The sequence below is a fragment of the Streptomyces sp. SBT349 genome (assembly GCF_001083795.1).
Taxonomy (GTDB): domain Bacteria; phylum Actinomycetota; class Actinomycetes; order Streptomycetales; family Streptomycetaceae; genus Streptomyces.
In genome coordinates this window covers 1-12,409 of record NZ_LAVK01000231.1, presented here as the reverse complement: position 1 = coordinate 12,409, position 12,409 = coordinate 1, and the positions used below count along the sequence as shown (strand labels likewise).

Below are 12,409 nucleotides of genomic sequence, written 5' to 3'. Positions count from 1 at the left end.
GGGCGAGGGCGACGAGGTGACGGTCGCGGGGCTCGGCGCCGAGCCGCCGGGCGTGGAACTCGACGTCACCCACGCCGCCGGGGTGGGCGAGTTCTTCGCCGGGCTCGGCTCGCTCGACGTGCTGGGTAAAGCGGCGGGGGGGGTGGGGCGCGCGGCGGGGCGTGCGGAGCGCCAACAGGCCACCCACGCCCGGGAGACAGGCCCGCCACCGCGCCGCCCGCGGCGCGTGCTCGTCCATGACGACGGCGGCGATGACCGCCAGGTAGGCGGCGCCGTGCACGGGGCCCGTCACCGAGGAGACCGTTTCGGCGTGCAGGGTCGCGAGGTTGAGCAGCAGGACCGCCAGGCTGGCCGCCTCCACCGCGGCGGCGGCGCGCAGCAGCACGGCGTCACGCCCCCGTGGTCGAGCCGGGCCGCACGATCATCAGCACCACGACGACCGCCCAGAGCAGGTTGAACACGCCCGCCATCATGTGGAGTCGGGGCGTGCGGACGGTGTCGGGGGCGTCGAGCGCGGCGCGCTGGGCGGGCAGCACCCCGCCGACCAGCACGGCGGCGGCGACGGCGGTGAGGATCATGGACGCGATCAGCCAGGCGTCGGTGAGCACGTCCATGGCGACGGCCGTGGCCAGGCCGAAGGCGGGGACCGCGACGCCGAGCACCGCGTAGCCGCGGCAGATCCGGTGGAGCGCGGCGGCCAGGGTCGCGTTGCCGCCCTCGGGGGCGGCCTGGCGCGGGAACATGCTGGCCGCCACGGTCACCGGCCCTATGGCCACGATGGCGGCGAGAACGTGCGCGCTGAGCAGGAGCTTTGTCACGCGGGCGACGCTATGCGCCCGCCCGAGCCCGCAGAAGTGGCGAGAGTGCCATAGGTCAACGGGTTCTGGCCAGCCAGTGGTAGAGGGTCATCGCGACGCTGGTGGCCAGGTTGTAGCTGGAGACGCCCTCGCGCATCGGCAGCGCCACGAGGGCGTCGGCACGTTGCCTCACCTCCGGCGAGAGCCCGGCGCGTTCCGAGCCGAACGCGAGCACCGCGCCGTCCTCGATCCGCGTGGCGCGGAGGTCCGTGCCCGCCGGGTCGAGGGCGAGGAGAGGGCCGGGTGGCAGCCCCGCCGCCGGGTCGACGCGGTCCACGGCGGTCGCGAAGTGCAGCCCGGCGGCGGCCCGCAGCACGGCCGGGTGCCAGGGGTCGGCGGTGCCGGTGGTGAGGACGCCGCGCGCCCCGGCGCCCGCGGCCACGCGGATCACCGCGCCGATGTTGCCGAGGTGGCGGGGGTTGTCCAGCAGGACGACGGGCGCCGGGCCGTGCGCCGGCACGCGGCGCGCGGGGACGGCGAGCGCCGCGACCCCGGTGGGGTGCGGGCGCTCCAGCAGCCCGGCCAGCGCCGCGGGCGCCACCGGGGTGAGCAGGGAGGCCAGCCGGTCGGCGAGGTCGGGGGCGAGCCGCCCGGCGAGGCGGAGCGCGCCCTCCCGGTCGGCGGCCAACGCCAGGGGGACGTCGGCGCCGAAGCGCAGCGCGTGCTTGACCGCGTGGAAGCCGTCCAGCAGGACGGCGTCCCCCGCGGCCAGCTCGCGCCACCGCCCGAGGGCGCCGCCCGTCCCGGCTCCGTTCACCCCTTGGCCGCCCAGGCCGGGGACGGCTGCTCCGCCGGCGCGGGCGGCGCCTGCGCGTCCGCGGGCGTGGAGCGCCGTCGCATGAGCCGGGCGCGCAGGTGGTCGGTGCGCGAGCCCATCCACAGCAGGAACACGGTGGGCAGGAAGACGCTGTCCATCGCGATCATCGCCAGCGAGAAGAACGGCAGGCCCATCAGCAGCGCGATGCCGACGTGTTCGCCCATCATCAGGACCAGCAGCACGTTCTTGGCGCGGCGGTTGAACAGCGCGAACGGGAACGCCACCTGCACCATGACCGTGCCGTAGGTGAGGGCGGTGATGATCAGGCCGCTCCCCGCGAGGAACTCGCTGAGCTCGGGCCAGACGTTGAAGTAGTCCAGGTTCATCGGGTAGTAGACGGCGGTGCCGTCCTGCCAGCGCGTGCCCTGGATCTTGTACCAGCCGGCGGTGGCGTAGATGACGCAGACCTCGGCCATGATCACCAGCAGCGCCGCGTTGTGCACGAGGTTGCCGATCACGTCCGAGACGATGCGCGGTTCGCCGGGCGCGAAGCGGCGGATCAGCCACCAGTAGCCCTGGACGAGCCACATCCCGCCGAGGAACAGACTCCACACCGGGCTGTCGATCTTGCCCGTCAGCAGCGCGACCAGCAGCACGGCGCCGAGGACGGCCCAGAGGGCGACGCCCACGCGGTCGTCCGTCGGCCTGCGGTCCGGGTGGCGGGCGCGGCGGCGGGCGTCCAGCGACCAGACCTGGCCGCAGCGCGTGAGCACCAGGTACATCACCATGAGGTGGATGACGTTGTCGCCGCCGTCGCCCAGGAAGACGCTGCGGTTCTGGAGCGAGAGCACGCCCAGCATGAACACCAGCGAGCTGGTGCGGCTGCGCCAGCCCAGCAGCATGGCGACGCTGGCGAGCATGGTGAGGTGGTAGACCAGCTCGAACCAGGTGGTGGAGCCGGACCAGAGCAGCACGGTGAACGCGCCGTTGTTGTCGACGAACTCGGTGGCCAGGTCGAAGCCCCAGGGGCTGTCGGGGCCGTACATCTCGTGCCGGTTGGGCCACTCGTGCAGCAGGAACCCGAGCACGGTGACCGCGAACCCGATGCGGACCATCGCCGTCTGGTACGGGCCGAGCGCGCGGCGCGTGACGTTGCCGACGCCGCGGGCGAGCGCCGCGTCGAACGTCCGGCCCAGGCCACGGAACGGCGAGGGCGCCCCGGCGGGCGGGGATCCGGGGGCGGCCGTGTCGCCCGACCGCTGTGCGGGGATGCTCATCGCCGCGCTCCTTCCGCGTCCGTGTCCGCGTCGGCGTCCGTGTCCGCGCCGTCCGGGCCCAGCGCCATCGCGCCCTGCGGAAGGTCCTCGGTGGTCACCACCCACCAGCCGAGCTCGTCGTAGTACGTCGAGGTGTCGATGTCCTCGTCGCGCCATTCGGGCGCGGGGACGCGGGTGAACGAGGACCGCATCTGGACGCGGTCGACGGTCGAGAGGTCCATGCCGTGGTCGTCCGCGAGGCGTTGGAGCGCGATCCGGTGCACGTAGCTCTCCGAGAGCTGCCCGCGCACGCCGATGGGGTTGCCGTCCTCGTCGTGCGACGCGGTGTAGAAGTCCCAGGCGCGGCGCATGAGGTTCTGCGAGGTGTGGCTCGGCAGCAGGTGGTGCCTGATGCCCTCGATGTCCGCCTCGGTGAGGTCGATCCAGTCGGTGGTGCGCCGCGTGCCGTCCTCCTCGACGACCTCGGCCCGGACGTGGACCTCCTCGTTGCGCTGGAGGGGGTTGGGCGCGAACAGCTTCCAGTTCTGCTCGAACTCCGGGTAGATATAGCCGCGAACGGTGTCGCGGTGGTCCTCGTTGAGCGTGTTGTCCGGGGCCACGAAGAGGAACACCATCGCCATGTGCCAGGCCACGAAGGCGGCCAGGCCGCCGACCGCGAGCGCGATGACGATCCGCGAGGGCAGGGAGAGGGAGCCGAGGCGGATCGACTCCGTCGGTGTCTCCGCGCCGGGGCCGCGCGGCGGCCCTGTCCCGTCGTCGCGTTCGGATTTTTCAGGCGCCGTCTCGGATGGCAGCATCTCCGCCCGTTCCCCCTGGACTGCTCTCGCTGTGACCCGAGCACCGTACCCGTCCCCCCGCCGCCTTGACACGCCGGTGCCGCCGGATCACCATCGAACCGAACGGTCGGTCGGGCACTGATCCCGGAGCCGGTCCGGCAGTTGCGCCGGAACGGCGGGCGGACCCCACGCGGGCGAGGGCACGGAGGCGAGCGGGGAGATGACAGAGGCGGAACAGGGGCGCGCGCGCGAGCGCTTCGAGGCGGCCATCGCCGGGGACGAGCGCATCGAGCCCCGGGACTGGATGCCGGAGGAGTACCGGGCCACGCTGGTACGGCAGATCGCGCAGCACGCGCACTCGGAGATCATCGGCATGCAGCCCGAGGCGAACTGGATCACCCGCGCACCGTCCCTGCGCCGCAAGGCGATTCTCATCGCCAAGGTGCAGGACGAGGCGGGCCACGGCCTCTATCTCTATGGCGCCGCCGAGACGTTGGGCGTCAGCCGCGACGAGCTGCTCGACAAGCTGCACGCCGGGCGCCACAAGTACTCCTCCATCTTCAACTACCCCACGCCGACCTGGGCCGACGTGGGCGCGATCGGCTGGCTGGTGGACGGCGCCGCGATCACCAACCAGGTGCCGCTGTGCCGCTGCTCCTATGGACCCTACGCCCGAGCAATGGTACGCATCTGCAAAGAAGAGTCGTTCCACCAGCGACAGGGCTATGAGCTGCTGCACACGCTCAGCCGGGGCACGCCGGAGCAGCACGCCATGGCGCAGGACGCCGTGGACCGCTGGTGGTGGCCCTCGCTGATGATGTTCGGCCCGCCGGACGACGCGTCCCCGCGCAGCGCCCGGTCGATGGCGTGGAAGATCAAGCGGCACTCGAACGACGAGCTGCGCCAGCGCTTCGTGGACATCTGCGTGGACCAGGCCGCGTCGCTCGGGCTGACCCTCCCCGACCCCGACCTGCGGTGGAACGAGGAGCGGGGCCACTGGGACTTCGGCGCGATCGACTGGGACGAGTTCCACGCCGTGCTGCGCGGGGACGGGCCCTGCAACGAGGAACGGATCGGGCGCCGGCGCGCGGCGCACGCGGAGGGCGCCTGGGTGCGCGAGGCGGCGGAGGCGTACGCGGCGAAGCACGCCGGCGGCCACGAGGTGGCGGCATGAGCGGCGAGACGGGGTGGCCGCTGTGGGAGGTCTTCGTCAGGCCCCGGCGCGGGCTCGCGCACACGCACGCCGGGAGCCTGCACGCGCCGGACGCGGAGCTGGCCCTGCGGAACGCGCGGGACCTGTTCACCCGGCGCGGCGAGGGTGTGTCGATCTGGGTGGTCCCGGCGGCGGCGGTCACGGCCTCCTCCCCGGACGAGCGCGACCCGTTCTTCCGCCCGGCCGGGGACAAGCCGTACCGGCACCCCACGTTCTACGAGGTGCCGGAGGGGGTGCGGCACCTGTGAGTACGGAGGTGGCCGCGCTCGCCCTGGGCGACGACGCGCTGGTGCTGTCGCACCGGCTGGCCGAGTGGGCGGGGAACGCGCCGGTGCTGGAGGAGGAGGTGGCGCTGGCCAACCTCGCGCTCGACCTGCTGGGCCAGGCGCGGGCGCTGCTGACGCTCGTGGGCGACGAGGACGAGCTGGCGTACGGGCGCGAGGCGGGCGCGTTCCGCAATCTGCGGCTGGTGGAGCAGCCGAACGGCGACTTCGCGCACACGGTGGTGCGGCAGCTGTTCTTCTCGACCTGGCAGGAACTGCTGTACGGGCGCCTGGCGGAGGGCTCCTCGGCACTGGCCCCGCTGGCGGCGGCGGCCCTGCCGGAGACGGCCTACCACCGCGACCACGCGGTGACCTGGACGCTCCGCCTCGGGGACGGGACCGCGGAGAGCCACCGCAGGACGCGGCGGGCGGTCGCGGAACTCTGGCCGTTCACCGCCGAGCTCTTCCAGCCGGTTCCGGGGCTGACCGAGGTGGACTGGCCCGGCCTGCGGCGCGCGTGGACCGCCGAGGTCACCTCCGCCCTGACCGCGGCGACGCTGGCGCCCCCGCCGGTCCCCGCCCCGCTTCCCGGCTCGCGCCGCGCCGGGGACCACTCCCCCCACCTGGACGGTGTGCTCTCCACGATGCGGCACCTCCACCGCGCTCACCCCGGCGCGACGTGGTGAGCCGCGACGGCCGGGCCGCGCCCCCGCGCCCCCCGCAGCCGCTCCCGCTCGGTGTGCTGCGCGAGGTGGTCGGCGGGGTGGAGGACCCGGAGCTGCCGGTGGTCACGCTGGCCGACCTGGGGGTGGTGCGCCGGGTCGCGCGCGCGGCGGACGGGCGCGTCGAGGTGGAGCTCACGCCCACCTATGTGGGGTGTCCCGCCGTCGAGGTCATGCGCGAGGACATCCGGCGGGCGCTCGCCGCGCGCGGCGTCACCGATGTCACCGTCCGCACCGTCCTGGCCCCGCCCTGGTCGACCGACGACATCACCGAGGCGGGCCGCGCCAAGCTCGCCGAGGCCGGGATCGCCCCGCCGCGCCCCTCGGGACCCGCGGGCGCCGCGCCGGGACCCGTTCTCGTGCCGCTGACCCGGCCGGTCCCCTGCCCGCGGTGCGGCAGCGCCGACACCGCGCTGCTCAGCCGTTTCTCCGGCACCGCGTGCATGGCGCTGCGCCGCTGCGCCGCCTGCCGCGAGCCGTTCCACCACGTGAAGGAGCGGTGATGTTCCGGTTCCACCCGCTGCGCGTCGCCCGGATCGCGCCCGCCGCCGACGACGCGGTGGCGCTCACCCTCGCGGTCCCCGCCGCGCTGCGCGCCACGTTCGCCCATGTCCCGGGCCAGCACCTCACCGTCCGCCACGGGGAGGCGCGCCGCACCTACTCCATCTCCAGCCCCGTGGGCGCGGAGGCGCTGACGGTGGGCGTGCGGCACATCCCGGGGGGCGCGTTCTCCACCCATGCGGCGCGGACGCTGGCCCCGGGGGACACGGTGGAGGTGCTGCCGCCCACGGGCCGGTTCACGCTGCCGCCGCGCCCCGGGCACTTCGCGGCGGTCACCGGCGGCAGCGGCATCACGCCCGTGCTGTCCATGGCCGCCTCGCTGCTCGCCGCCGAGCCGACGGCCCGCTTCACGCTGCTGCGCAGCGACCGCAGCGCGGCCAGCGCGATGTTCCTGGACGAGGTGGCCGACCTCAAGGACCGCCACCCCGGCCGCTTCCAGGCGCTGCACGCCCTCACCCGCGAGGAGCGGCACGCCGGTCTCGGTTCCGGCCGCCTCGACGAGGCGCGGCTGCGCGCGCTGCTGCCCGCGCTGCTCGACGTCCCGGAGGTGGCGGACTGGTACCTGTGCGGGCCCGCCGGGCTGATCGGCGCGGGCCGCGCGGCGCTGCGCGCGCTGGGCGTGGAACGGGGGCGCGTGCACACGGAGCTGTTCCACGCCGGGGCGGCGCCCCCGGTCGCGCCGGTCACGCCGGTCGCCCGGGGCGGGACGGCGGCGGAGGCGACCCTCACGGCCACGCTCGGCGGGCGCCGCGCGACCTGGCCGGTGGTGGCGGGCGAGACGCTGCTCGCCGCCGTGGAGCGCCACCGCGCGGACGCGCCCTACGCCTGCCGCGGCGGGGTGTGCGGCACCTGCCGCGCGCTGCTCACGGACGGCGAGGTGCGCATGGACCGGAACTTCGCGCTGGAGGACCACGAGCTCGACGAGGGGTACGTGCTGGCGTGCCAGGCGCGGCCGTTGACCGGCCGCGTGGCTCTGGACTTCGACGCCTGAGCGCCGTCCCCCCGCGCCGGGGCGCGTCCTATCGTGGGGGGATGAGCCGCGCCAGTGAGACCTCCATCTTCACCGAGATGACCGAGCTCGCCCACCGCACGGGGGCGGTGAACCTGGGCCAGGGCGTACCGGAGCTCGACTCGCCGCCCGTGCTGCTGGCCGAGGTGGCCCAGGCGGTGCTGGACGGCCGGAACCAGTACCCGCCCGCCATCGGCGTGCCCGCCCTGCGCGAGGCGGTCGCGGCGCACCAGCGGGCGCGTTACGGGCTGGAGTACGCCCCCGGGGACGAGGTGCTGGTGACCACGGGCGCCACCGAGGCGCTGGCCTCGGCCTGCCTGGGCCTGACCGGTCCCGGCGACGAGATCGTCACGTTCGACCCGTGCTACGACGCGTATCCGGCGGGGGCCAGGCTCTCGGGAGCCCGGCTGGTGCCGGTGCCGCTGGCGATCGACGGCGACGGCTTCGTGCTGGACTCGGACGCGCTGCGCGCCGCGGTCAACGGGCGGACCCGGCTCCTTGTCCTCAACTCCCCGCACAACCCTACGGGCAAGGTGTTCACCCCGGACGAGCTGGAGCGGATCGCGGAGATCTGCCGCGAGCACGACGTGACGGTGGTCACGGACGAGGTGTACGAGCACCTGGTGTACGACGGCGCGCGGCATGTGCCGATCGCGACGCTGCCGGGGATGCGGGAGCGGACGCTGACGGTGTCGTCGGCGGGCAAGACGTTCAACGTCACGGGCTGGAAGGTCGGCTGGGTCACCGGACCCGCGCACCTGGTGGCCGTGGTGGGGTCGGTGAAGCAGTGGCTCACCTACACCTCGGGGGCGCCCTACCAGGAGGCGCTCGCGCGGGCGCTCGGGGCGGTCGAGGGGTGGGCGGCCGGGCTGCGGCGGACGCTGACCGCCCACCGGGACCTGCTGGCCGCGGGCCTGGAGGAGGCCGGGCTCAGCCCCTACCGCGCGGACGCCGGCTACTTCCTCCAGGCCGACATCAGGCCCTGGGGCTTCACGGACGGGCTGCGGTTCTGCCGCGAACTGCCGCTGCGCGCCGGGGTGGTGGCGATCCCGACCTCGGCGTTCCAGCAGGGCGTGGACACGACGCCGTGGCTGGTGCGGTTCTCGTTCTGCCGCCGCGAGAGGTCGCTCGCCGACGCGGTGGACCGCTTCGCGGCCCTCACCGCCTCCCGCCCCGAGGGAGCCTAGAGGACGAACGGGTCGCCTCTCTCGCTGGTCAGAGGCCGCCCGGAGGACTCCCAGGCGTGGAGGCCGCCGTCGACGTTCACCGCGTCCATGCCCTGCTGGGCCAGGTAGGCGGTGACCTGCGCGGACCGCCCGCCGACCTTGCACAGGATGTAGAGGCGCTGGTCGCCCGCGTGCTCGGTGATCTCGCCGATCCGCTCCACGACCTGGCCGATCGGGATGTGCAGCGCGCCCTCGACGTGTCCTGCGGCCCACTCGTCGTCCTCACGGACGTCGAGGAGCGGCGCCGCGGTGGGCACGGCGTCGGGGGTCACCGTGGGAAGTGAGAAGCTCATGCCCCGACCCTAACGGGCCCCGGCCCGGCCTAGTCGGCGAGGAGGCCGGTCAGTTCGGCCTCGCGGGAGGCCACCCGCTGCCGCAGGCCCTCGGCGATCTCGGCCAGCATGCCGTCCGGGTCGGCTCCCGCCATCGCGAGCATCGAGCCGATCGCGCTGTCCTCCAGGGCCTTCGCCGCGTCGGCCAGCAGCTCCTTGCGCCGGGCCAGCCACTCCAGGCGCGCGTACAGCTCCTCGACCCGGCCGAGCGGGGCCTCGGGCCCGGGGTCGCCGCGCTCCCACTCCTCGGCGAGGGCGCGCAGCCCGTCGGTGTCGCCCCGGGCGTACGCCTGGTTGACGCGGGAGAGGAACGCGTCGCGCCGGTCGCGTTCCGAGGGGTCGACCGCCAGGTCGGGGTGGCAGGTGCGCACCAGCTCGCGGTAGACCTTGCGGGCCTCCTCGCCGGGCCGGACGCGGGCGGGCTCCTGGACCGACTGCTGGGTGAGCATCGCGTAGCCCTCGGGGCTGAAGCCGTCCGCGTCGAGCCAGCCCTGGAAGAGCTCGGCGACCTGCGGCATCGGGGACACGGCGGCCCGTGCCTCGCGGGCGCGCCGCTGGTCCTCGGGGTCGCCGGTGCGGGCGGCGACGGCCTCGGCGATCTCGGCGTCCAGCTCCTCGAGGCGGGCGTAGAGCGGACCGAGGCGCTTCTCGTGCAGGCGGGAGAAGTTCTCCACCTCGATGCGGAAGGTCTCCACCGCGATCTCGAACTCGATCAGGGCGGTCTCGGCGGCGCGGACCGCGCGGTCGAGCCGGTCGGTCACCTCGTGCTGGTCGTCCGTCACCCGGACAGCGTAGGCCCTGCCGGCGGGGCCGGCCGCGCCGCGGGCGGCGAGGGGGCGGCGGCGTCCGGGACCGGCGGCGGGTCGTGGAACTCGGACGGGCAGTTCCCCGCGGCGCCCTCCAGGTGGGCCTCGGCCCAGCGGGTGAGCTCGACCAGCGCGGGCCGCAGCTCCTCCCCGGCGCGCGTGAGCCGGTAGCTGACGCGGAGCGGGGGCCCCTCCTGGACGGTGCGGCTGACCAGGCCCTGGGCGACCAGTTCGCTGAGCCGGTCGGAGAGCATGCGCTCGCTGATGCCCGGGACGGCGCGCTTGAGCTGGGTGAAGTGGCCGGGCCCGCTCATCAGTGCGGCGAGGAGGACGCCGGTCCAGCGCTTGCCGAGGAGCGCGAAGACGTGCATCACGGCCGAGTCGGGCTCGGTGCACAGGCCGTCGGCACCGCCCTCGGCGGCGTCGCCCAGGAGCGTCTTGTCCCGGTTTCCCTGTGCTTCGAGCATGTTTCCACCCTACTGGAGCGGCCCGACGAAGCTGGCAGTGCAGAAAAGTAAGCTGCTGTGGTATTACTAGGGACGTAGAAGTTCTTAGTTCCTAATCTACCCAGGGAGAATCCTCATGGCCACGCTTCTGCACATCGATTCCTCGCTGAACGGCGACCGCTCGGTCTCCCGTGCGGTGGCCACCACCTTCAGGAACGAGTGGGAGGCACAGCACCCGGAGGGCACGGTGATCTACCACGATCTCGCCGCGAACCCGCTGCCCCACCTGGACAGCGAGACGTTCCTCGCGGGCAGCGTCCCCGCCGCCGACCGGACCCCGGACCAGCACGCGGCGTACGCCCTGCGTGAGCAGCTGATCACGGAGCTGGAGGCGGCCGACCTCGTGCTGCTCGGCGCGCCCATGTACAACTGGGGCATTCCCTCGACGCTCAAGGCATGGCTCGACCATGTGATCCAGGTCGGGCGCACCGCGGGGCCCGAGGGCTCGGTGGCGGGCAAGCCGGTCACCGTGGTGGCCAGCCGCGGCGGCGGGTACGGCCCCGGCTCACCCAACGAGGGCCACGACTACATCCACCCGTACCTGACGTGGGTACTCGCCGACCAGCTCCACCTCGACGCGCACTTCATCGTCCCCGAGCTGACTCTGGCCCGCTCCGTCCCGGCGATGGCGCCGCTGATCGAGCTGGCGGACGCCTCGCAGGCCAGGGCCCACGAGGACGCCAAGGACAGGGCCAAGACGCTGGCGACCCTGCTCACCGCCTGACGGGCTGCCCGGGTCTCCCGGGCAGCGTCCGCCGAACGCCACCGGGCCGCGGGACCATCCCGCGGCCCGCGCGCGCTCCCGCGACGGCGCACGGGGTGGAGCGCAGCCTGCGGCGCACGCCCCGCACGAGGCGCTCGGCGGTGAACGTGGCGCCGTGCACGAAACGCATCGCCGGGCCGAAGGTGGGCGCGGCCGGGAGGCCCGCGAAGAAGAGGCCGGGACTGCTCGACTCGAAGCCCGCGCCGAGCGCCGGGGCGCGCGTCCCCCGCACCGTCGCGATCCCCTCGCGCAGCGCCGGGTCGAGCATGGTCAGCCGGCGCAGGTCGGGCACGAAGCCGGTGGCCGCGATCACATGGCCCGTCTCCAGCACGTCGAGGCCGCCGTCGCCCTCGGCCGTGGCCACCTCGATCCGCACCCCGCCGCCCGGCGCGGGCGCGGCGCGCAGCAGCCGGTGGCCGAGCAGCACGGGCACGGCGGCCTCGAACCGTTCGCGCAGCCACCAGGCGCCCGCCGGGCCGAGCGCGGTCTGCGCGATGTGCACGCGCATGGCGGCCGGCAGGTGGCGCACCGCCCAGGGCAGTTCCGACCAGACCCAGCTCGGCCAGCCGGTGCCGAGCGCGCTGTGCGGGGCGGTGAGCGCCGCGAGGGAGCGGCGCCCCAGCGGGCGCGGGGGCGCGTTCCAGCGCAACGCGCCGGCGCGCGCCACCACGGTGGGGCGGGCGCCCGCCTCGGCCAGCAGGGCCGCGGTCTCCAGGGCCGCCTGCCCGGCGCCGACCACGGCGACGTCGGTGCCGTGGAAACGGCTCAGGTCGCGGTGGTCGCTGCTGTGGCTGGCCAGCGCGGTCGGCAGTCCGCGCAGCGCACCGGGGCGGCAGGCGAACGGCAGCACGCCGACGGCCATGGCGACGGTCCTCGTCCGCAGCGGCGGGCGGCCGTCGCCGGCCGTCACCGAGAAGCCGTCGCGCTCCGGCACCACGCCGATGACCTCGCGCTCCTCCACCTCCACCGGCAGCCGCCCGGCGAACCACAGGCCGTACCCGGTGAAGGTGTCGATCGGCAGCGCGCCGCCGTGCTCGGCGGCCAGGCCCCGGCCCGCGCAGTAGGCGGTGAGCGTGTCCTCGCCCGCCGGGTCGGACAGGTTCGAGGCGCCGGGCTCCGACTTCAGGAACATGCCCGCGGGCATGTGGTCCCGCCAGGAGGCCATCGGCCGCCCGAGGATCCGCACGTCGAGCCCGGCCGCCGCGGCGTGCGCGGCGATCGACAGTCCGTACGGTCCGGCGCCCACCACTACCAGGTCATGCATCGCGCCACGTCCCTCTTCTCTCGTCCGTTGTCTGTCGTGTCGGTCGTGTCTGTCGCCCCCGGTCCGCTCCCCGGCCC

The 12,409-nt window shown here is 74.7% G+C and carries 15 protein-coding genes and 1 pseudogene; 7 read left to right on the top strand and 9 right to left on the bottom strand.

Features of this window, described 5'->3' with window-relative positions:
- From ADY01_RS41635 to ADY01_RS24425, 5 genes are all read right to left on the bottom strand, one after another.
- Positions 1-385: hypothetical protein (locus ADY01_RS41635; RefSeq protein ID WP_063784336.1), on the bottom strand; the 385-nt coding region annotated here is incomplete at its 3' end.
- A gap of 4 nt (positions 386-389) precedes the next feature.
- A complete protein-coding gene (locus ADY01_RS24440; RefSeq protein WP_049577739.1) occupies positions 390-818 on the bottom strand; it encodes a hypothetical protein in 429 nt (142 codons plus the stop codon).
- A gap of 55 nt (positions 819-873) precedes the next feature.
- Entirely contained in the window at positions 874-1,614 is a 741-nt protein-coding gene (locus tag ADY01_RS24435) for a TrmH family RNA methyltransferase (protein ID WP_049577738.1), read from the bottom strand.
- Positions 1,611-2,891 (bottom strand): HTTM domain-containing protein, encoded by a 1,281-nt coding sequence (locus tag ADY01_RS24430; RefSeq protein ID WP_049577735.1) that lies wholly within the window; start codon positions 2,889-2,891, stop codon positions 1,611-1,613. The genes ADY01_RS24435 and ADY01_RS24430 overlap by 4 nt, the downstream gene beginning before the upstream one ends.
- Positions 2,888-3,688, bottom strand: coding sequence for a DUF5819 family protein (locus ADY01_RS24425; protein WP_063784335.1), 801 nt, complete (start codon positions 3,686-3,688; stop codon positions 2,888-2,890). The genes ADY01_RS24430 and ADY01_RS24425 overlap by 4 nt, the downstream gene beginning before the upstream one ends.
- A gap of 199 nt (positions 3,689-3,887) precedes the next feature.
- On the opposite strand from ADY01_RS24425, the gene paaA reads away from it, so the two are divergent.
- Genes paaA through ADY01_RS24395 form a run of 6 tightly spaced genes read left to right on the top strand, consistent with a single transcriptional unit; the run spans position 3,888 to position 8,622 of the window.
- Positions 3,888-4,841, top strand: a complete 954-nt coding sequence (gene paaA, locus ADY01_RS24420) for a 1,2-phenylacetyl-CoA epoxidase subunit PaaA (RefSeq protein WP_049577732.1) — start codon at positions 3,888-3,890, stop codon at positions 4,839-4,841.
- Positions 4,838-5,128: a 1,2-phenylacetyl-CoA epoxidase subunit PaaB gene (gene paaB, locus ADY01_RS24415; RefSeq protein ID WP_049577729.1), complete on the top strand. Its 291-nt coding sequence runs from the start codon at positions 4,838-4,840 to the stop codon at positions 5,126-5,128. The genes paaA and paaB overlap by 4 nt, the downstream gene beginning before the upstream one ends.
- Positions 5,125-5,829 carry a 1,2-phenylacetyl-CoA epoxidase subunit PaaC gene (gene paaC, locus ADY01_RS24410; protein WP_078900565.1) on the top strand — a complete coding sequence of 235 codons (705 nt, stop codon included), beginning with the start codon at positions 5,125-5,127 and terminating at the stop codon, positions 5,827-5,829. Before paaB ends, paaC begins: the two co-directional genes overlap by 4 nt.
- Positions 5,826-6,368, top strand: coding sequence for a 1,2-phenylacetyl-CoA epoxidase subunit PaaD (gene paaD / locus ADY01_RS24405; protein WP_049577745.1), 543 nt, complete (start codon positions 5,826-5,828; stop codon positions 6,366-6,368). The genes paaC and paaD overlap by 4 nt, the downstream gene beginning before the upstream one ends.
- Entirely contained in the window at positions 6,368-7,417 is a 1,050-nt protein-coding gene (locus tag ADY01_RS24400; protein ID WP_049577727.1) for a 2Fe-2S iron-sulfur cluster-binding protein, read from the top strand. Before paaD ends, ADY01_RS24400 begins: the two co-directional genes overlap by 1 nt.
- A gap of 41 nt (positions 7,418-7,458) precedes the next feature.
- Entirely contained in the window at positions 7,459-8,622 is a 1,164-nt protein-coding gene (locus ADY01_RS24395) for an aminotransferase class I/II-fold pyridoxal phosphate-dependent enzyme (RefSeq protein WP_049577724.1), read from the top strand.
- Here the strand turns inward: ADY01_RS24395 and ADY01_RS24390 are convergent.
- The 3 genes and pseudogenes from ADY01_RS24390 to ADY01_RS40820 form a co-directional block, all read right to left on the bottom strand.
- Complete coding sequence (locus ADY01_RS24390; RefSeq protein WP_049577721.1) at positions 8,619-8,954, bottom strand: rhodanese-like domain-containing protein; 336 nt, start codon at positions 8,952-8,954, stop codon at positions 8,619-8,621. The genes ADY01_RS24395 and ADY01_RS24390 overlap by 4 nt on opposite strands.
- A gap of 29 nt (positions 8,955-8,983) precedes the next feature.
- Complete coding sequence (locus tag ADY01_RS24385) at positions 8,984-9,775, bottom strand: hypothetical protein (protein WP_049577718.1); 792 nt, start codon at positions 9,773-9,775, stop codon at positions 8,984-8,986.
- A gap of 86 nt (positions 9,776-9,861) precedes the next feature.
- A pseudogene (locus tag ADY01_RS40820) lies at positions 9,862-10,170 on the bottom strand (winged helix-turn-helix transcriptional regulator); the annotation flags it as partial.
- A 211-nt stretch (positions 10,171-10,381) separates the two neighbouring features.
- Between ADY01_RS40820 and ADY01_RS24375 the strand changes: the two are divergent.
- The gene (locus tag ADY01_RS24375; RefSeq protein ID WP_049577715.1) at positions 10,382-11,029 is read left to right on the top strand and encodes an FMN-dependent NADH-azoreductase; all 648 of its coding nucleotides are present in this window, start codon (positions 10,382-10,384) and stop codon (positions 11,027-11,029) included.
- Here the strand turns inward: ADY01_RS24375 and ADY01_RS24370 are convergent.
- A complete protein-coding gene (locus ADY01_RS24370) occupies positions 11,019-12,332 on the bottom strand; it encodes an NAD(P)-binding domain-containing protein (protein WP_049577713.1) in 1,314 nt (437 codons plus the stop codon). The two genes, ADY01_RS24375 and ADY01_RS24370, sit on opposite strands and share 11 nt — an antisense overlap.
- Positions 12,333-12,409 lie beyond the last annotated feature (77 nt).